We start from the raw sequence: 18,475 nt of genomic DNA, 5'->3' as shown, positions 1-18,475 counted from the left end.
CGGCCGGGGCGATCCTGACCTCCGACGTGCAAGGGAGACGAAGTTCATGCCCGGACGATCCGGACTCCGCGCCAGGCACGGCTATACGCCCGTTGACGCCGCCAAGTTCATCCCTATCGACCGTCCACGCCACGCGTCGCTGCGCATGGTGGTAGTGGTCGGATTCATTCTGTGGATCGGGGCCGGGGCTATTTCGGCCGGATGGCTGGCCTCCCGCTTCACCACTGACCGGAATGACCGACCTGATGTTCGGAGTAATACGGGGAGTCGGAACTAGGAGGGGAAATGGGAAGTGCCCGAGCAAGGTTCCGGCGACTACCAAGGCATTTGAGCCGACTGAGGGTGGGCGTTTTCTCCTGATACCCAGGCGGGCAACGGCTCCGGCCGCGCGCCTCGGATGCGTTAGTTTTCGCTGGTCAGGGCCGGATGGTTTGATTGGTCAGTGCTTCGTCTTAAACGCCTGATGGTCTTCGGCCTGTTCGCGCTGTGCGCCATCACGGCGTTCTCCTTTTGGGCCGTCGGTCAGGCCGGTTCGGGAGCCGGGGGAGCGGTCCCGGCACCGCCGCGGGCCGGGGTGAAGCTGGCGGCACTCTCCACCGGCATGACGACAGCCGTGAATGTCACCCGCAGCCCGGACGCCCGGTGGCTGGCCCGGGCCGCCGCGCAAACCGGCATCCCTCCCCGCGCGCTCCGCGCCTACGTGGCGGCGGCCGTCTCAGCGAACGATGCGGCCCCGGCCTGCGGGATCGGCTGGAACACCGTCGCGGCCGTGGGCTTCGTCGAATCCGCCCACGGAAGCTACGGCGGCGGCAAACTCAACTCCACGGGCCAGGCGAGCCGGCCGATCGTGGGCCCGAGCCTCGACGGCGCCGGCTTCGCCGCCATCGCGGACACCGACGCCGGCGCGCTGGACGGCGACGCCCGCTGGGACCACGCCGTCGGGCCCATGCAGTTCATCCCCTCCACCTGGCAACTGGCGGGACGGGACGGGAACGGGGACGGCAGGGCGGACCCGTTTAACATCGATGACGCCGCCCTCAGCGCCGCGTCCTATCTCTGCGGTCCCGGCCGCGACCTCACCACCGCGCAGGGGTGGACCGACGCCATCTACGCCTACAACCAGTCAGACCCGTACATCCGCCAGGTGCGAAGCCAGGCCATCGCCTACGCCGAGAAGGCGGGAACCCCTTGAGCCGCGGGGTGCGGTCACCATAGAGTGTCCGCACAACGCCCAGCACCCCCAGGAGATGCCATGTCCCTCGTCCGCGTGCACAACTTCTCGGTCTCGCTGGATGGCTTCGGCACCGGCGAGGGCCAGCAGCTCGAGACCCCCTTCGGCCACGCAGGCTCCCGGCTCATGGACTGGGCTTTCGAGACCCGCACCTTCCGCGAGATGGGCTTCCACGGCGAGTCGGAGGGCTCCTTCGGCGTCGACGAGGCCTTCGCCAGCCAGTGGAAGCCTACGATCGGCGCGGAAATCATGGGGCGGAACAAGTTCGGCCCCCAGCGCGGGCCCTGGCAGGACGAGGAATGGAAAGGCTGGTGGGGCGAGAACCCGCCCTTCCACACCCCGGTCGTCGTCCTGACGCACCATCCCCGGCCGGTCCTCGAAATGGAAGGCGGGACAACCTTCCACTTCGTCGACGCCGGCCCTGAGGCCGCGCTCGAGCAGGCCCGTGCCCTCGCCGGCGGGCTCGACGTGCGCATCGGCGGCGGCGTCGACACTGTCCGCCAATTCCTCGCCGCCGACCTGATCGACCACATGCACATCGTCCTCGTGCCGGTCCTCCTGGGCCGCGGCGAGCGGCTCTGGGACGGGCTCGAAGGACTCGAGCAGCAGTTTGAGATCGAAGCGACCCCGTCTCCGCAGGGAGTCCAGCACCTGGTCTTCACCCGCCGGGGCAAGGACCGGCCCTGATGGCCCGGCGCCTGCCCGGCCTCTTCCACCGCCCCCGGCCCATCGAACCCTCGCCCGGCCAGGAGTCGGTGTGGGACTACCCCAGGCCGCCCCGGGTTGAGCCGCGCCCGGAACGGGTGGTCGTGCGGCTTGGCGGGCAGGTAATCGCGGACACCACCCACACGGTGCGGGTCCTCGAGACGAGCCATCCGCCGGTCTATTACCTGCCGCTGGACGCCTTCCCGGCGGGGGTGCTGGTCCCGGTGGAGGGAACCAGCTTCTGTGAGTTCAAGGGGGAGGCGCACTACTTCGACGTCGTTGCCGGCGGCGTCGCCGGGCCCCGGGCCGGGTGGACCTACCCGGAACCGGCCCGCGGGTTTGAGGCGCTCAGCACCCGGGTGGCGCTGTACCCCGGACGGATGGATTCCTGCGAGATCGACGGAGAGCAGGTGACCGCCCAGGAGGGCGACTTCTACGGCGGCTGGATCACCGCAAAGATCGTCGGTCCGTTCAAGGGCGGCCCGGGCACCGCCGGCTGGTGAGCAGCCCGGCCGCCACCGCTGTCAGAGGCCGCGGCGGCCCGTCCAGAGCGCGTGCAGGAGCGGAAGAACCGACACGGCCATCAGCACGCTGCCGAGCACCACATCGTCCGGCCGGACCACGGCGCCGGCAATCAGCAGGCCACCGAAGACCAGCGCCGACGCCGACCGGTGCGCCGTGCGGTCCAGCCGGGCCAGTTGCCGTTCGAGCCTCGGATTCGCCACGGACAGTGTGCCGTCCTCGATCCGGGTCAGCAGTCCGTCCAGGCGCTTCGGCAGGCCCAGCGTCAGCCCGGCGGCGTCGAGCGCCTGCTGGGCCACGTCCCGGGCGATGTTTCCGCGCTCCTCGCGCAGCAGCCGCGCCGCGTAGGGCTCCACCGCGTCCCAGATGTTGAACCGGGGATCGAGCGCGCTGCACACCCCCGAGGTCAGAGACATGGCCCGGATGATGAGCAGGAAGTTCTCCGGCAACTGGAACGGCAGAGAGCGGACCAGGTCGCCGAACTCCACGGCAAATTCGACGAACTCCCGCGGGTCCACCTCCCGCAGCTCGGCGAAGCCCATTCCGCCGAACCGGCCGAACAGGTGCGTCATCGCCCGCTCCAGCTCGGCCCGGTCGGCGGTCGCCGCCAGCACCCCGACGTCGCTGATGGCGCTGACCAGGCCCTTCCCGTCCCGTTCGGCGGCCGCGATCAGCAGTTTCCGCAGACCGCCGCGGGTCCCGGGAGGCACCTGGCCCATCATGCCGAAATCGATGAACGTCAGCTGCCAGGAGCCGCCCGCAGGTGACCCTGCGCCCGGGGTGACAAAGATGTTGCCGGGGTGCGGGTCGGCGTGGAAGAAACCGTTGGAGAACAGCTGTTCGAACATCACGGACGCGAACACCGGCGCAACCTGCACCGGATCGATGCCCGCCGAGAGCAGGGATTCGGTGTCGGTAACCTTGATCGCCGTGACGTCCTCGAGGGTCAGGACGCGGCGGGTGCTCCACTCCCAGGCCACGCCGGGAACGGCCACCCTGTCGTCGGCGGCGAAGTCGGCCGCAAAGCGCTCCGCGTTCGCCGCCTCGTGCAGGTAGTCGATCTCCTCCCGGCAGATCTGCGCGAACTCCTCGACCAGAGCGGGCATGTCCGCGCGGCTGGAGACCAGCCGCACCCGGCTGAGCCAGCCGCCCACCTTGCGCAGGGCCGCCAGGTCGACGTCGACAATCGCCTCGATGCCCGGGCGCTGCACCTTCACCACGACGTCCCGGAGTCCGGCGTCGGCGGCGTTCTCCGGCAGTAGGCGGCCGCGGTGGGCCTGCCCCAGCGACGCGGCCGCGAGCGGAACCTCGTCGACGTGCGCGAACACGCGGTCCAGTGCTGTCCCCAGTTCCGCCTCGGCCAGGGCCCGGATGGCGGGGAACGGGACCGGAGGCACCTCATCCTGCAGGCCCTCAAGCTCCCGGGTGATCTCGGGCGGAAGCACGTCCAGCCGGGACGAGAGAAACTGGCCGACCTTGATCATGAGGCCGCCCAGCTCCACCGCCAGTACGCGGAAGCGCTGCGCGAAGCCCTGCATCCGCTGCGTCCGGGTGCGCGCGGCGATGCTGCCGAGCCCGATCCGGGGAAGGAACAGTTCGAACCACCAGGTCACCGCCAGATGCCACGCGGCGAACCGCAGGATGCGCCGGTAGCGGGCGCGGGTGCTGCCGGCGCCGGGTACAGGGTCCGCCCGGTCCCGGCGAACCGAAGGCACCTGCGTCAGTCCTGGGCCAGGATCGAGTACAGCCGGCGGCGTGCCTCATCAAGCACCGCTACGGCCTGCTTCACCTGCTCCGGCGAACCGGTGCGGCCCACCTGTGCCGCGGCCTGGGCCAGCTCGACGCCGGCTTTCGGCAGTGCCGCGAACCCCGGGCCGGACGAGTGGGCCGCCTCTTCCCACGGTGCCGAGGCGCCCTCGCCCGCCACGGTCTCCCGCCCGGCCTCGGTCAGTGAGTAGATCTTGCGGCCGTTGGACTCCTCGGCCCGGATCAGCCCTTCGTCGGCGAGCAGTTGCAGCGTCGGATAGACGGAGCCGGCGCTCGGCTTCCAGCTGCCGCCGCTGCGCTCCTCAATCTCGCGGATGATCTGATAACCGTGCATCGGCCGTTCCGCGAGCAGGGCCAGCACCGCTGAGCGCACTTCGCCCCGTCCCGCCCGGCCGCCGGCGCGCTTCTCGAACCGTGACCGCAGGTCTTCAACCGCCTGCCACATGCTGTCGATATTGGGGGTTCCGAAACCGCCGGCCGGGTATGAATTACGCATGCTGGTCTCCTTAAATGGATCGCGAACGATACTCAACGATACGTTCCCGACATGGACAAAAACCAGCACTTTTTCGCGGTTGACAGTCCCCGCGCCGGAGGGGGCCGCCGCCTTGGAGGCGGGCCGCCACAGCGGAACGCCGGCGCCGGATACGATGGCTGCCTGGGGGCGGCCGGGGGGTGCCGCCCGGAGCATGAGCGATAACCCCGGGCGGTTCCGCAGCGGGCCGGAGAAAAGGATGCAGGATGGAAACGAAGCGCACAGTGGCGGTGCTGGGCACCGGCATTATGGGGGCCGCGATGGCCCGCAACCTGCTGCGGGCCGGGCACGAGGTCCGGGTGTGGAACCGGGACCGGGCCAAGACCGGGCCACTGGTCGACGCCGGGGCGCTGGCCGCCGGATCGCCGGCGGATGCGGTGGCCGGCGCGGACGTGGTGCTGACCATGCTCTTCGACGCCGCCGCCGTGACCGACGTGATCCGGCAGGCGGCTCCGGGAGTGCGGCGGGGCACCGCCTGGGTGCAGTCCACCACCGTGGGCGTGGACGACGCTGCGCCCCTGGCGGACCTGGCCGGTGAGGTTGGCCTCGACCTGGTCGAAGCCCCCGTCTCCGGGACCCGAGCGCCCGCCGAGGCCGGCACCCTGCTGGTGATCGCGGCCGGGCCGGACACCGTGCGGGAGCGCGTGGCGCCGGTGCTGGACGCGATCGGCGCGCGCACCCTGTGGACCGGACAGGACCCGGCCGCGGCCTCTGCCACCCGGCTCAAGCTGGTCGTCAACAGCTGGGTGCTCGCTGCTTCCAACGCGGCAGGGGAGGTCGTGGCCCTCGCCCAGGTCCTGGACGTCGACCCGGGCCAGTTCTTCGAGCTGCTGGACGGCGGTGTGCTGGACCTGCCGTTCCTGCGCGCCAAGGCGGACCTGATCCTCGAGGACCGGCTGGAGCCGGCGTCCTTCGCCGTCGATACCTCCCTCAAGGACGCCCACCTGATCCTGGCTGCCGCCCGCGACCACGGCCTGCGGCTCGACGGTGCCGAGGCGTCCGCCGCGCGCCTGGAGCGGGCCGCCGCCCAGGGCCGCGGCACGGAGGACCTGGCCGCCGCGTACTTCGCCAGCACCGGAGAGGGCACAGAGCCGACATGACCGCCGCGGCCCGGTCCCGGCTCAGCGGGCTCAGTCCGTGGGCTGCTGGTGGAACGCCTCGAGCCGGGCCTGCATCTCCCAGTACGACGTCGCTCCCGGCGCCGGCCTGCCGTCCCGCAGCGCGGTGGCCACGTTCACTGCCGCGTCGACGGCGGCCCGGTAGGGCAGCGAGCCGGAACTGACCCGGCGGACCCCGAGCGCGCCCAGTTCGGCGACCGTCAGTACGGGATGTGCCAGCACGTTCACCGGCAGCCCGACGCCGGCGGTGACGCTTCGGATGTCCTCAGGAACCGCCAGCCCCGGGACGAAAATTCCGTCCGCGCCGGCGTCGGCGTAGATCGCGGCGCGCTCCAGGACTGCCTCCACCGTGGCCTGCTGGCCGAACCAGAAGTTGTCCACCCGGGCGTTGAGGAAAACCTCGGGGCTGCGGCGCTTCACGGCGGCCAGCTTCCCGGCGGCCACCGCCGGATCCACCAGGTGCCCGTCCGCACTGTCCTCCAGGTTGACCCCGGCGACGCCGACGGCCGCCAGCCGGGCCACGAATCCCGCGACCTCGTCCGGATCATCGGAGTACCCGTCCTCGATATCAGCGGTGATGTGGACCGGCAGGCGGCACAGCTGGGGCACCAGCGCGGCGGTCGCCGTCTGGCTGGCGCGGCCGCCGTCCGGGGCGCCGGCGCTGGCGGCGATCCCGAAGCTGGTGGTGCCGACGGCCGGGAACCCGGCCGCGACAAAGGCCAGCGCAGAACCGACGTCCCAAGCGTTGGGAAGCACCAGAGGTTCACCGAGGTAATGAAGGTCCCTAAAAGTAGCCATCGTGGTGCCTCGTCTCTGCCGGCCAGGAGGTGGATTCCTGATCAGTGTAGCCGCGCTGCACAGGGCCGGAAGGTCCCTGTCGCCGGTGCTGGCGGGGCTGCTAGCCTCGCTGTCACAACGATCTCGGGAGGCCCTGATGTGGGAACGGCTGTGGGGACGGAAGAGCGGTCCGGAAAACGCGGAATCGCAGGGCCAGGAAACGCAGGGCCAGGCAATCCAGGGCCGGGCCGGCCTCGCCGATCCGGTCTATAAGGAGATCGCGCTGCAGCTGACCTCCACTGCGGAAAACTCCACACCGGACTGGACCACCGCCTTCGCCTACATCGAGGACATCGACGACGGCAGGGGCTACACCGGCGGGCTGGTGGGCTGGTGCAGCGGCACCGGGGACATGCTCGAGCTGGTGCGGGCCTACACGACCGCCGCCCCGGACAACCCGCTGGCGAGCTACCTGCCGCAGCTTGAACAGATCATGGACGCGCCCGACAAGAAACGCCCCGCGCTGAGCCACCGGCTCCTGGACCCGTCCTTTCCGGCCGACTGGCAGGCGGCGGCAGAGGACCCGGCGTTCCGGCGGGCGCAGCAGGAAGAACGGGACCGCGTCTACTGGGGGCCGGCACTGGAAGCGGCGGTGCGGGACGGCGTCGGACCCCTGGGGCTGGCCATCTACTACGACGTCTCGGTCAACCACGGACCTGGCGATGACGACGAATCGTTCGGCGGCATCCTGGCCACGGCCCGGAAAGCCCACCGGCCGCCCGCCGAGGGCGGGGACGAAGCGGCGTACCTCGCCGCCGTGGTGGACGCCCGGGTGGCGGTGCTCAAGAGCTGGGGCGACTACCAGAAGCACGGGCGGCAGGACATCCACACGGGGCTCCTGGAGACCGGCAACCTCGGACTGGTCCCGCCCTTCAGCTGGTCCGTCTACGGCGACCGCTTCGAGCTCGGCTCAGCACCGGCACCCCGTTAGCCCCGCATCCCGCGGCCTTCGGGGGCCGGGACGCCCGGCGGCCCCGCGGCCGCCGGCTACTCCTTGCCCGCCCACGGGTCGTAATCGGCGAGGAGCGGCTCCTGCGCCGGCCGTTTGTCCTCGGGAACGTGCTGGAGGTTCACCCGGACCCGGTACCAGAGCGAACTCGATCCGCGCATGCCGTCGATGAGGACGTCGGCCGGATGCAGGTCCGGGACGACGTCGGCGTGCAGGCTCTTCCATTCGTCGAGGGCCGCCACGGCTTCCGGTTTGGTCTTGGTGCGGGCCACCTCGATGAGCGGCATCACCGACTGCCGGCGTCCGGAACCGTCGGTGCCGCGGGGCGGCTTCTCGGCGGGTCCGAGCTCGGCGGCCAGGGCGAGCAATCCGTCGAGTGAGCCGGCGGCACCGTCGATGCCGCTGTGGGGGTCGCCGACGTCGGCGTACCGTCCGGGAACGGTCAGGACCGTGAACTGCTCCGGCCGGACCGAGCGGACCTCGGCCCAGGTCAGCGGCGCCGAGGCACGCGCGTCGGGCAGCGGCCGGATCGAATACGCGGAGGCCACGGTGCGGTCCTTGGCATTCTGGTTGAAGTCCACGAACACGCTCTCGCCGCGCTCTTCCTTCCACCAGCGCGCGGTGGCGAGTCCGGGTGCCCGGTTTTCGATCTCGCGGGCAAGGGTCTCGGCGGCGAGGCGCACGTCCCGGTAGGACCACCGGGGCGCGATCCGCACCAGGATGTGGAGGCCCCGTGAGCCGCTCGTTTTCGGCCAGCCCACCAGGCCGACGTCGTCAAGCACCTCCCGCGCCACGTAGGCGACGTCGACAATCTGGGACCAGCCGACGCCCGGCATCGGGTCGAGGTCGACGCGGAGCTCGTCGGGGTGTTCCAGGTCCTCGGCGCGGACGGGGTGCGGGTTGAGGTCGAGGCAACCCAAGTTCACGACCCACGCCAGGCCCGCGGCATCCCGGATGACGGCCTCTTCGGCAGAGGTCCCCGAGGCGTAGTGCAGCGTCGCCGTGTCGATGAACGCCGGGTGGTTTTCCGGGATGCGCTTTTGGAAGAACGGTTCGGCGTCGATCCCTTTGGGGAAGCGCTTGAGTACCATGGGCCGGCCGCCGGCGCCGCGCAGCGCACCGTCGGCAACGGAGAGGTAGTAGCGGACCACATCGAGCTTGGTCAGCCCCGGCTCCGGGAAGAGCACCTTGTCCGGGCTGGAGATGCGCACCTCGCTGCCGGCCAGGGTGAGGATCTCCGCGGGCGTCTTTGACGGGCTCATGCCGCCACGCTAACAACCATCCACGGTCCGGGCCAGAGCCCTGCGCCGGGGGCCGCCCGGTCCCGGGCGGGGGAGCGGTACGCTCAGGCCGCCTGCCAGCTGACCGGCAGCGCCTTGAGGCCGTAGACGATGGTGCTGTCCATGCGTTCGAGGGGCGGGGCCGGGTCGACGGCCAGTCCGGGCAGCCGGGCGAGCGTGGCCTGCAGCGCGGTCCTGGCTTCGAGCCGGGCCAGCGGGGCGCCCAGGCAGAAATGCACGCCGTGGCCGAATGCGAGGTGCCGGTTCGGGGTCCGCTCGACGTCGAACTCGCCGGGGCGCGGAAACTGGCGTTCGTCCCGGTTCGCGGAGCCGATCCAGGCCACCATGGGGGCGCCGGCCGGAATCCGGACCCCGCCCAGCTCCGTAGCGGCGACCGTTATCCGGTACATCGACTGGACCGGTGAGCGGTAGCGGAGCACCTCCTCGATCGCCGGGGGCAGCAGTGCCGGATCACGGCGGAGCCGTTCCAGGGTGCCGGGAACCTCGGTAAAGCACAGCACGGCATTGCCGATCAGGTTCGTGGTGGTTTCGTTGCCGGCAACCAGCAACAGGCTGCAGAACCCCAGCAGTTCCGGGACGCTGAGCTTCTGCCCGTCGATGTCGGCGGCGAGCAACCCGCTGACCAGGTCCGTCCCGGGCCGGCTGCGGCGCTGCTCAATCAGGGCCAGGAAGTACTCCGTCATCTCCCGGTTCGCTGCCTCGTGCTCCGCGCTCGGGGCGCCGGTGCGCGTCTGGCTGACGATCACATCGGACCACTGCTTGAAGCGGTCACGGTCCTCCGCGGGAACGCCGAGCAGCTCGGAGATGACGATGACCGGAAGCGGGTAGGCCAGCTCCTCGATCAGGTCGGCCGAGCCGCGGGCTGCGATCCCGTCCAGCAGATCCTCGGCCAGCCGGGCAATGCGGGGAGCCAGCGCGTCCACCGCCTTGGGAGTGAAGGCCTGGGTCACCAGCGAGCGCAGCTGCCGGTGCCTGGGCGGGTCGGTTGTGATCAGGCTGGATTCGAAGAGGTGGCCGGACTCGGAAGGCTCGTCCGGACGCATCCTCGAGGAGAAGGCGGCGTGGTCGGAGAGGACCCGCTGCACGTCGTCATACCGGAAGACGTGCCAGCTGCCGGACGCCTCGTCGTGGAAGACGGGGGCGGTTTCCCGCATCCGTTGGTAGCGGGGAAACGGATCCAGCGGGTGTTCCCGGTCGGGGGCGGGGTCCATGGCCGGCCTTTCTGGCCTGCCGGGGGCGCCGCACCCGGCGGTGAAACCACTCAGCGGATCGGATGACCCGCGGTCCCGATTCTACCGAGAGCCGGCGGCGGGGGACAGGGCGGCAGTCCGCCGGGTTTGCATAAATACCCCCAGGGGTATCACAATGGAGGGGTAGCCCCGGGCAGCCGGACAACAGGGAAGGACACCAGCATGAAGAGTATCTCCGTGGACGATCTGGCAGCACTCGGGCCTGACGTCTCCATCATCGACGTGCGCGAAGCGGAGGAGTATTCCGAAGCCTTTGTGCCCGGTACCCGGAACGTTCCGCTGTCCCGATTCCAGGAGTCCATGGGCGATGTCCCGATCGGACGCACGGTCTACGTGATGTGCGCCTCCGGGGGCCGAAGCTCCCGTGCCACCGCGCAGCTCGGACAGGCAGGCTACGACGCGGTCAACGTCATGGGCGGCATCACCGAGTGGTACCGCAACGGCCACCCGGTCACTTACCAGGCAGGCCGGTGAGCATGTCCGCCACCGTCAGCCTTCCGCCGTCGGCGCCTGGCGCCGGAGCGCGCCGCACCGTCAACCGCCTCAAGCGCGCCCGCGGGCAGCTCTCCGCCCTGATCGACGCCGTCGAGTCCGGCGCCGACTGCCGCAGCGTCGTCACCCAGCTGGCGGCCGTGCGCGGGGCCCTGGACAAGGCGGGCTTCGAACTGATCTCCTCGGCCATGCGCGAATGCCTGGCCGTGCCGGCTGAGCCGGGCGCGGATGGGCGTGAACCGGACAGCGACGGCGGGCGGCCCACGCTGGAGGAAATCCGCGCCCTCTTCCTGCGCCTGACCTGACCCCGGCCGCCCCTCCCCACTTTCCCCTCCCGAGCAGCAGTCCTCCTACCGAAAGGCCCAGCCCATGGACATGACCCCTCAGCAGCTTGCAGAACGGCTCAAGACCGAGAGCACCCTCCAGATCGTCGACGTCCGTGAAAGCGCGGAGGTCGCCGAAGGCATGATTCCGGGTGCTAGGCACATCGCACTGGGCGAACTGCCCGGCCGCCTGGGCGAACTCGACAAGACCGTCCCCGTCGTCGCCGTCTGCCGCAGCGGGCGCCGCAGCGCCGCAGCCGCGGACCAGCTCACGGCCCAGGGCTTCACCGCCTACACCATGCCCGGCGGGATGCTCGACTGGACCGCTGCCGGCCTGCCCACCTCCTGATCCCCTGACGGCCCGGGCGGCGCGAAAAGCGCACCGCCCGGGCTTCCACACGCCCGGCGCCGCCCCTGACATGGCACGCCCGGCGGTGGACGGCGGACCCGCCCCCGCGGGACCGCCACCGCAATTGCTCCACGAGATATACCGAAAGAGATTATGACTTCTGTGAACACGACCAACGCCGTTGAGTCCCTGCCCCAGTCCATCGACGCAGCAACCCTCAAAGCCTGGGAAGACAACCACGACGACCTGATGGTCATCGACGTCCGCAGCGGCGCCGAGTTCGAAGCGATGCACATCAAGGGCTCCTACCACGTGCCGCTGTCCATGCTCAGCGAGCACACCGAGGAATTCGCCGCCAAGATGGGCACCCGCGTGGTCCTCGTCTGCCAGTCCGGCAACCGCGCCGAGCAGGCCCGCAAGCACCTCGACGCCGTCGGCCTCGCCAGCGCCAGCGTGCTCACCGGCGGCGTCCCCGCCTACGCTGCAGCCGGCGGAAACGTCGTCCGCGGCTCCGGCCCGTGGGCTCTCGAGCGCCAGGTCCGGATGGCCGCCGGCTCCCTGGTCCTGGCCGGTGTGCTGGGCAGCAGGTTCGTCTCTCCCAAGCTGGGCCTGCTGGCCGGCGGCATCGGCGCGGGCCTGACCTTCTCCGCCGCCACCGACAGCTGCGCCATGGGCCAGATGCTCTCCAAAATGCCGTGGAACCGCTCGGCGAATGAGCCCACGGCCCACCAGGCCCTGCAGAACCTGGACGCCCGGGCATGATCATCTCCGCGGCGGCATTCGGGCTGGTCGTCGGCGCCCTGCTGGGCCTGGTCGGAGGCGGCGGGTCGATCCTTGCCGTCCCGGCCCTGGTCTACGGCGTGGGACTGCCGCTGGCCGCGGCGATCCCGACGTCGCTGGTCGTCGTCGGCGCGTCCTCCGCCGTCGCGGTGCTGCCCCGGCTGCGCCAGGGCGTGAACTGGCGCCTCGCGCTGATCATCGGCGCGGCAGGCACGGCCACCGCCTACCTGGGCGCGATGGTGAACCGGTTGCTCGATCCGAAGATCCTGCTGCTGGCGTTCGCCGCCATCATGGTCTTCGCCGGGGTCCGCATGCTGTTGCCGACCAAATCCGCCGGCGGCTCCTGCGCGCTGCCCGGGGGCGGCGTCAACTGGCGCAGCTGCCTGCCCAAAGCGATCGCCACCGGCGCCGTCGTCGGGTTCCTGACGGGCCTGCTCGGCGTCGGCGGCGGATTCCTGATCGTTCCGGCGCTCACACTGGTCCTCGGGCTTCCGATGGCCGTGACGGTGGGAACCTCGCTGGTCATCATCGTCATCAACTCCATTGCCGGCTTCGCCGCCCACCTGGGCGACCTGCAGATCGACTGGGCCGTCACGGCGGCCTTTGCCGGCGCGGCCATGCTCGCGTCGCTGGTCGCCGGCCGGATTGGCACCCGCATCCCGGACAAGGCGCTCAAGCGCGGGTTCGGCATCCTCGTACTGGTCATCGCCGTGTACGTGGCGCTGCAGGCTCTCTTCTCCTAAGAAGGGGGCTGGCGGCCCGACTAAAAGGCACCGGAGGCATTCGCCTCCGGTGCCTTTTTGTGCGTTCTTTCGGCCCTTGATTCCCCGGGCCCTGGAGAGGATCGTGGTGTCCCGGCACGCCCGTCGTACCGGGCATCACCAACCTTCGAGGAGCGTCATGGCGGCCGAGAAAACCTTCCGGATTGTCGTAGGCGTCGACGGATCCGCGCCGTCGCTGGCCGCCCTTCACTGGGCGCTGGAGGAGGCCCGGCTGCGCTCGGGACAGGTCCACATCGTCACAGCCTGGCACTATCCCGTCATCGGCGACGCCGCCGGCAGAGGCCCTGACCATGAGGCCTTCGGCGAGAACGCCCGGCAGGCACACGCCGAGGCGCTGCGGCAGGCCGGCGGTGCCGGTGTGCCCGTCACCGGCGGAGTGGTCGAGTCCCATCCCGCCGAGGCCCTGCTGAAGGCAGCCGAGGGCGCGGACCTGCTGGTGGTGGGATCCAGGGGGCACGGCGGCTTCGCCGGCATGCTCCTGGGCTCGGTCTCGAGCCAGGCGGTGCACCATGCACACTGCCCGGTGCTGGTGGTCCGCGCCGGCGGGGGCGAGGCGCGCGGGTAGCGACAGACCCCCTGCAGCAACCGGCGGGGGGCAGCACAAAGGGCGGCGGCCCGGGTGCTTGACCCGGGCCGCCGCCCTCTGAACTGCTGTGCTGTTGTTGTCTTGCCTGCGCCCTAGCTGGCCGGAACCGGCTCGGTGGCCTGCTGGCGTGCGGCCTGTTCCTTTGCGGCCCAGGCGGCGTAGCTGCCGTCGAGTTCGACGACGTCGTAGCCGGCGCGGCGCAGCGCGCTGGCCGCCACGGAGTTCCGGACACCGCTCTGGCAGTAGGACACGATGGTGCCCTCGGCCGGAAGCTCGTCCAGGTGCCACATGACGCGGCCGCCGCTGAGCTGGTAGGAGCCGGGGATGTGCCCGGCGGCGTGCTCGGTCTTGTTGCGGACGTCCAGGACCATGGCGGATTCGAAGCCTTCGAGCTCCTCGGGCTGGATCAGCCGCGGGGTGCTCATCGGCAGGCCCTCGAGCCCGGTGACGAAGCCGGCCACCTTGTCGATGCCGACGCGGACCAGGTGGTCCCACATTTCCATCGCGGAGGCCTGGTTCGGGGCCAGGAGCACCAGCGGGGCCTTGTCCTTTTCGGGGTCGATGACCCAGGCGCCGAAGCTGGCGGTGGACTTGCCGGCCGGGATGTTGACCGAGCCGGTGACGGTGCCCTCGTGGACCTGGGCGTTGGCGCGGGTGTCGACGAAGATGACCTTGTCCGCGGCGAGGTCCTTGGCGACGTCGGCCGTGGCCAGTTCGGTCAGGGGTGCGCGTTCGCCCATGACGGCGGGGCCTTCGCGGTTCTCGCGCTTCATGCGGGCGAAGTAGGCGTGGGCGTCGGGCTGGCCGTCGAGGAGCTCGTCGATGAAGCCCTGCTCGTCGTTGGCGGCCAGGTACGGGCCCCACCAGGAGTAGAGGCGCTCGTAGCCGACGGTGCTGGACGGGATGGCGCCGAGGGCCTTGCCGCAGGCGCTGCCTGCGCCGTGGCCGGGGTGGACCTGGACGTGGTCGGGGAGGGTGAGGAACTTGTCGCGCAGGCTGGCGAAGAGCTGCTTGGCGCCTTCGAAGCGGGTGTCGACGCCGCCGGCGGCCTCGTCCAGCAGGTCGGGGCGGCCCAGGTCGCCGGAGAACACGAAGTCGCCGGAGAGTAGGTAGCCGGGGGTGTCGGCGAAGGCGCCGTCCGTGATCAGGAAGGACAGGTGCTCGGGCGTGTGGCCCGGGGTGTGCAGTGCCTTGATGGTGATGTTGCCCAGCGCGACCGTGTCGCCGTCGTTGAGGCGCTCGGCGTCGAAGCCGTACTGCCAGTCAACGCCACCCTCACCGGAGACGTAAGCGGTGGCGCCGGTAGCGGCGGCCAGTTCGCGGGTGCCGGACAGGAAGTCCGCGTGGATGTGCGTCTCGGTGACCGCCACGATCTTCATGCCGTTGGCGGCGGCGAGGTTTTGGTAGACGGCAATGTCACGGCGGGGGTCGACGACGATTGCTTCACCCTTGGCCTGGCAGCCGATGAAATAGCTGGCCTGGGCGAGGTCTTCGTCGTAGATGCGCTCGATAAGCATTCGGGTGCTCCTTCGTGAGGTGGTCGGGGAAGGGATTCCTTCGTCCTCTGCACTCAACAATAATACCCCCGGGGGTATGTTGCAAACCGCTTCCGGGAAGCATTGCAGCCCTTGCCCACCGTTTGCCTTTATACCCGCCGGGGTATGTCGGATGCAAAAGGAAGATGCGCTGGGGTGGGGGCCGGATTTCGGTGTGGCCGGCAGCCCGAGGGCGGCGGCCGGAGGCCACTAACCGGAGTGGCTGCCGCCCGCGGGCCTTGCCCGCGTTCCCGTCTCCGGCAAGACTGAAGGACCCGGGAACTTGCCCCGGTCCGCCCGAACCGAACACAGCCAGGAGTGCTCCATGAGCTACACGCATACCGTCACCCTCCCGCTCGATTGGGACCAAGCCGTCCAGCGCACCCGCGAGGCCCTGGCCGCGCAGGGCTTCGGCATCCTGTCGGAGATTGACGTGCGGGCCACGTTCGAGGCCAAGCTGGGGTCCGAGGCGGCGGATGAACTGGGCGACTATGTGATCCTCGGTGCCTGCAACCCTTCCCTGGCCAGCCGGGCGCTGTCGGCGGAGCCGGACATGGGCGCGCTGCTGCCGTGCAATGTGGTGGTCCGCCGCGGCGCGGGGGACGCCGGCACCACGGTCCAGGCCATTGACCCGCAGACGATGGTTCAGCTCAGCGACAGCCCGGCGGTGCGCGACGTCGCCAACGACGCCGATACCCGCCTGCGGGCGGCGCTGGCCGCCCTGCAGTCCGGCTAGGGGCGCGTCCGGAGGGAGGCCGCGGCGAGGACGGCGGCCGCGCCGGCTGCTGCCGCCATGGCGTAGCTCATGCCCGTGTACGTGCCCAGCCATGCCGCCAGCAGCGGGCCAGCCGCTGGGGCGATGGCAGTCACGGCGGTCAGCGGTGCCGCGAAGATCCCCTGCAGGGTGCCCAGGCCGTGCATTCCCCACCGGTCCGCGACGACGGTAGCCTGCAGGAGCGTCTGGCAGCCGCGGACGGCTCCTGCGAGCATTCCCGCCGCCATCAGTACGGGCACCGGGCCGGGCAGGGCTGCCAGAAGAAGCACCGCACAGGCCGCTGTTCCGGTGATGGCCGGCAGCCGGACTCCGGGCGGGATGGCCGCGAACAACAGCCGGCCGCCGACCTGCCCGGCGCCCACGAGCCCCAGACCGAGAGCGGCAGTGGAGTAGTCGGCCCCTTTTTCCACCAGCAGGGGAATGAGGTTCAGCGTCACGGTGTACAGCCCAAGACCGAGCAACACCATAAGGGCTTGCAGGCCGAGAAATTCCGGACTGCGCCGGACGTCCCGAAGCCTGGCCCGGTGGTCTGTTGCAGGGGTGCCGGAGGATGTCGGAGCCCATTGGCCGTTGAGGTAACGGGCGTGCAACGGGACGGTGATCACGGCCAGGATCCCGGCCAGGACGAGGAAAGCGCCACGCCAGCCGAACGCCCCTGCCAGGGCGGCGGTAGCCGGGGCGAAGATGGTGGACGCGAACCCGGCGGCGAGGGTCAGGATGGTCAGGGGCCGGATGCGGGCGGGTCCATACCAGCGGCTGATCACGGTGAAGGCCGGCTGGTAGAGGACCGCGGACTGCGCGACCCCCGCCAGAAGCCACGCAGCGAAGAATACGGGCAGGGTGGGTGCCGCCGCCACGGTCACCAGAGCCAGCACTCCCAGCAGGGACCCGGAGATCATCAGGGCCCGCGGCCCGGTCCTGTCCAGGATCCTGCCCACGAAAATTCCGGCGACCGCCGAGACCAGCAGCCCTGCGGAGAACGCCCCGGTGACCACGGCCGCGTCCCAGCCGGTGTCTTCACTGATGGGCCGGACGGCGGCGACCAGCGCGTAATAGAGCACGCCCCACCCGGTGGTCTGGGTGATGCACAGCGCGGCGAGGCCGCCGCGCGGTGCACCCTCGGCCACCGGGGAGCGGGATGGTGCCACGGCGGCCAGCCGCCGGGATCAGTTCCCGCCGGAACGGCCGTGGGCCATGCCGGTCGGGAAGCCGACGAGGACCGGCTCGGAGGCTCCGCAGCAGCCGCCGGAGGTCTCCGCCACGAAGCCCGCAGGTACGGCGGCGGGGGCGTCGCAGCTGGTGCCGATATCCGAGGAGCAGACGCCGGTCTCGGGCAGTTCGAGCTGGACGGTGTCGGCGGCTTCGCGGTCCCCGGCGAGGGCTGCGGCGACAGAGCGGACCTGTTCGTAGCCGGTGGCCAGCAGGAAGGTCGGGGCCCGGCCGTAGGACTTCATGCCGACGATGTAGAAGTCCTGCTCCGGGTGGGCGAGCATCCTGGCGCCGTGCGGTTCGACCGTTCCGCAGGAGTGGAACTCGGGGTCGATCAGCGGGCCGAGCTCACGCGGTGCTTCCACGCCCGGGTCCAGTTCGAGCCGCAGTTCGCGAAGCATGTCCAGGTTGGGGCGGAACCCCGTGGCGGGCACGACGACGTCGGCTTCCAGGGTGCGGCCGTCGGTGGCCGTCAGGGTCACCGGGCCGCCGTCGCCTGCGGCGAGGGCGGCGATCCCGAAGCCGGTGTGCAGTTCCACCGTGCCGTCCTCCACCAGGGCGCGGAGCCGGCTGCCGAGCTGGCCGCGGGCGGCAAGCCCGTCGGCGTCGCCGCCGCCGTAGACCTTGGCTGCGGAGGCGCCGCGGATCGCCCACACGATCTTCGTGCCGGGCACCTGGGCTGCGAGCTCCGAGAGGTTGATGAGGGTGTTGGCCGCGGAATGACCGGCGCCGACCACGACGGCGGTGCGGCCGGCGAAGGCGTCACGCTCGCGGCCCAGGACGTCCGGCAGGGGAGAGGAGATGCGGGCCGACGCGGCGGCTTCGCCTACGGCCGGCAGGCCGGAGGTGCCAAGCGGGTTACGGGTGGACCAGGTGCCGGACGCGTCGATGACGGCGGCGGCCTGGTAGTCGCGGACCTCGCCGTCGGCGTGTTCGACCCGGACCACGAAGGGGGTGGTGTCGCGGTTCCGGCTGTGGGTCTTGTCCATGCCCTGCCGGGTGACGGCGATGACGCGGGCGCCGGTGTGCAGGCGTGGTGCGATCTCCGGAAGTGCCGCCAGCGGGGTGAGGTAGCCGTCGATGAGCTCCCCGCCGGTGGGCAGCGCCGTCGCCTCGGGGGCTTCCCAGCCGGCCGCGGCGAGCAGCCGGACGGCGGCGGCGTCGGTGTTGTACTGCCACGGGGAGAACAGCCGGATGTGGCGCCACTGCTCGATCGCCGCGGCCGGGGCAGGACCGGCCTCGAGGATGAGCGGTTCAAGGCCGCGTTCGAGCAGGTGGGCCGCCGCGGCCAGGCCGATGGGCCCGGCTCCGATGACAGCTACGGGAAGGGTGTTGGTTACAGCCATGGTGTCCTCTGTTTCATCCGGTGGGGTGGTGGGTTCTTTCTGGTGCCCGCCGGTCCTTGTGGGTCCGGCGGGCCGGGTCGGCG

General features: G+C 70.8%; 20 protein-coding genes. 12 read left to right on the top strand and 8 right to left on the bottom strand.

Going from position 1 to position 18,475, the window contains the following annotated elements; genetic code table 11:
• The first annotated feature begins 442 nt into the window (after positions 1 to 442).
• Genes ACTWLI_RS14825 through ACTWLI_RS14815 form a run of 3 tightly spaced genes read left to right on the top strand, consistent with a single transcriptional unit; the run spans position 443 to position 2,439 of the window.
• A complete protein-coding gene (locus ACTWLI_RS14825; RefSeq protein WP_445154534.1) occupies positions 443 to 1,192 on the top strand; it encodes a lytic transglycosylase domain-containing protein in 750 nt (249 codons plus the stop codon).
• Positions 1,193 to 1,252: 60 nt separating this feature from the next.
• The gene (locus ACTWLI_RS14820) at positions 1,253 to 1,918 is read left to right on the top strand and encodes a dihydrofolate reductase family protein (RefSeq protein ID WP_445154533.1); all 666 of its coding nucleotides are present in this window, start codon (positions 1,253 to 1,255) and stop codon (positions 1,916 to 1,918) included.
• A complete protein-coding gene (locus ACTWLI_RS14815) occupies positions 1,918 to 2,439 on the top strand; it encodes a DUF427 domain-containing protein (RefSeq protein WP_445154532.1) in 522 nt (173 codons plus the stop codon). The genes ACTWLI_RS14820 and ACTWLI_RS14815 overlap by 1 nt, the downstream gene beginning before the upstream one ends.
• A gap of 21 nt (positions 2,440 to 2,460) precedes the next feature.
• Here the strand turns inward: ACTWLI_RS14815 and ACTWLI_RS14810 are convergent, their stop codons facing one another.
• Both ACTWLI_RS14810 and ACTWLI_RS14805 read right to left on the bottom strand, forming a co-directional pair.
• A complete protein-coding gene (locus tag ACTWLI_RS14810) occupies positions 2,461 to 4,173 on the bottom strand; it encodes an ABC1 kinase family protein (protein WP_445154531.1) in 1,713 nt (570 codons plus the stop codon).
• 5 nt (positions 4,174 to 4,178) lie between these two features.
• A complete protein-coding gene (locus ACTWLI_RS14805) occupies positions 4,179 to 4,721 on the bottom strand; it encodes a PadR family transcriptional regulator (protein WP_445154530.1) in 543 nt (180 codons plus the stop codon).
• A 245-nt stretch (positions 4,722 to 4,966) separates the two neighbouring features.
• Between ACTWLI_RS14805 and ACTWLI_RS14800 the strand changes: the two genes are divergently transcribed.
• Positions 4,967 to 5,860 carry an NAD(P)-dependent oxidoreductase gene (locus ACTWLI_RS14800; protein WP_445154529.1) on the top strand — a complete coding sequence of 298 codons (894 nt, stop codon included), beginning with the start codon at positions 4,967 to 4,969 and terminating at the stop codon, positions 5,858 to 5,860.
• A gap of 30 nt (positions 5,861 to 5,890) precedes the next feature.
• Here the strand turns inward: ACTWLI_RS14800 and ACTWLI_RS14795 are convergent, their stop codons facing one another.
• On the bottom strand, positions 5,891 to 6,676 hold the full coding sequence (locus ACTWLI_RS14795; RefSeq protein WP_445154528.1) for an isocitrate lyase/PEP mutase family protein: 786 nt from the start codon (positions 6,674 to 6,676) through the stop codon (positions 5,891 to 5,893).
• Positions 6,677 to 6,812: 136 nt separating this feature from the next.
• Between ACTWLI_RS14795 and ACTWLI_RS14790 the strand changes: the two genes are divergently transcribed.
• Entirely contained in the window at positions 6,813 to 7,646 is an 834-nt protein-coding gene (locus ACTWLI_RS14790) for a chitosanase (protein WP_445154527.1), read from the top strand.
• Between the two features lie 56 nt (positions 7,647 to 7,702).
• On the opposite strand, the gene ligD is transcribed toward ACTWLI_RS14790, so the two are convergent.
• Together ligD and ACTWLI_RS14780 are read right to left on the bottom strand one after the other, a co-directional pair.
• Complete coding sequence (gene ligD, locus ACTWLI_RS14785) at positions 7,703 to 8,926, bottom strand: non-homologous end-joining DNA ligase (RefSeq protein WP_445154526.1); 1,224 nt, start codon at positions 8,924 to 8,926, stop codon at positions 7,703 to 7,705.
• Positions 8,927 to 9,009: 83 nt separating this feature from the next.
• On the bottom strand, positions 9,010 to 10,176 hold the full coding sequence (locus tag ACTWLI_RS14780; protein ID WP_445154525.1) for a cytochrome P450: 1,167 nt from the start codon (positions 10,174 to 10,176) through the stop codon (positions 9,010 to 9,012).
• A 201-nt stretch (positions 10,177 to 10,377) separates the two neighbouring features.
• Here ACTWLI_RS14780 and ACTWLI_RS14775 point away from each other — a divergent pair, with 201 nt between their 5' ends.
• The 6 genes from ACTWLI_RS14775 (at position 10,378) to ACTWLI_RS14750 (ending at position 13,506) form a co-directional block, all read left to right on the top strand.
• Positions 10,378 to 10,689 (top strand): rhodanese-like domain-containing protein, encoded by a 312-nt coding sequence (locus ACTWLI_RS14775; RefSeq protein ID WP_056739698.1) that lies wholly within the window; start codon positions 10,378 to 10,380, stop codon positions 10,687 to 10,689.
• 2 nt (positions 10,690 to 10,691) lie between these two features.
• Positions 10,692 to 11,012: a metal-sensitive transcriptional regulator gene (locus ACTWLI_RS14770; protein ID WP_445154524.1), complete on the top strand. Its 321-nt coding sequence runs from the start codon at positions 10,692 to 10,694 to the stop codon at positions 11,010 to 11,012.
• Positions 11,013 to 11,076: 64 nt separating this feature from the next.
• Positions 11,077 to 11,379 carry a rhodanese-like domain-containing protein gene (locus tag ACTWLI_RS14765; RefSeq protein WP_445154523.1) on the top strand — a complete coding sequence of 101 codons (303 nt, stop codon included), beginning with the start codon at positions 11,077 to 11,079 and terminating at the stop codon, positions 11,377 to 11,379.
• Between the two features lie 153 nt (positions 11,380 to 11,532).
• Entirely contained in the window at positions 11,533 to 12,141 is a 609-nt protein-coding gene (locus tag ACTWLI_RS14760) for a rhodanese-like domain-containing protein (RefSeq protein ID WP_445154522.1), read from the top strand.
• A complete protein-coding gene (locus ACTWLI_RS14755; RefSeq protein ID WP_445154521.1) occupies positions 12,138 to 12,902 on the top strand; it encodes a sulfite exporter TauE/SafE family protein in 765 nt (254 codons plus the stop codon). Before ACTWLI_RS14760 ends, ACTWLI_RS14755 begins: the two co-directional genes overlap by 4 nt.
• Positions 12,903 to 13,059: 157 nt before the next feature.
• Complete coding sequence (locus tag ACTWLI_RS14750) at positions 13,060 to 13,506, top strand: universal stress protein (RefSeq protein WP_445154520.1); 447 nt, start codon at positions 13,060 to 13,062, stop codon at positions 13,504 to 13,506.
• 113 nt (positions 13,507 to 13,619) lie between these two features.
• On the opposite strand, the gene ACTWLI_RS14745 is transcribed toward ACTWLI_RS14750, so the two are convergent.
• Positions 13,620 to 15,044, bottom strand: a complete 1,425-nt coding sequence (locus tag ACTWLI_RS14745) for an MBL fold metallo-hydrolase (RefSeq protein WP_445154519.1) — start codon at positions 15,042 to 15,044, stop codon at positions 13,620 to 13,622.
• A 343-nt stretch (positions 15,045 to 15,387) separates the two neighbouring features.
• On the opposite strand from ACTWLI_RS14745, the gene ACTWLI_RS14740 reads away from it, so the two are divergent.
• Positions 15,388 to 15,798, top strand: a complete 411-nt coding sequence (locus ACTWLI_RS14740) for a DUF302 domain-containing protein (RefSeq protein ID WP_445154518.1) — start codon at positions 15,388 to 15,390, stop codon at positions 15,796 to 15,798.
• Here ACTWLI_RS14740 and ACTWLI_RS14735 read toward each other — a convergent pair.
• Positions 15,795 to 16,985, bottom strand: a complete 1,191-nt coding sequence (locus tag ACTWLI_RS14735; RefSeq protein ID WP_445154517.1) for an MFS transporter — start codon at positions 16,983 to 16,985, stop codon at positions 15,795 to 15,797. The genes ACTWLI_RS14740 and ACTWLI_RS14735 overlap by 4 nt on opposite strands.
• 18 nt (positions 16,986 to 17,003) lie before the next feature.
• Positions 17,004 to 18,392, bottom strand: a complete 1,389-nt coding sequence (locus ACTWLI_RS14730) for an FAD-dependent oxidoreductase (protein WP_445154516.1) — start codon at positions 18,390 to 18,392, stop codon at positions 17,004 to 17,006.
• Positions 18,393 to 18,475: the final 83 nt, after the last annotated feature.

This window comes from Arthrobacter sp. Hor0625 (genome assembly GCF_052567525.1).
The sequence above is the reverse complement of the archived record's forward strand: the minus strand, read 5'-3'. Positions and strand labels throughout refer to the sequence as shown.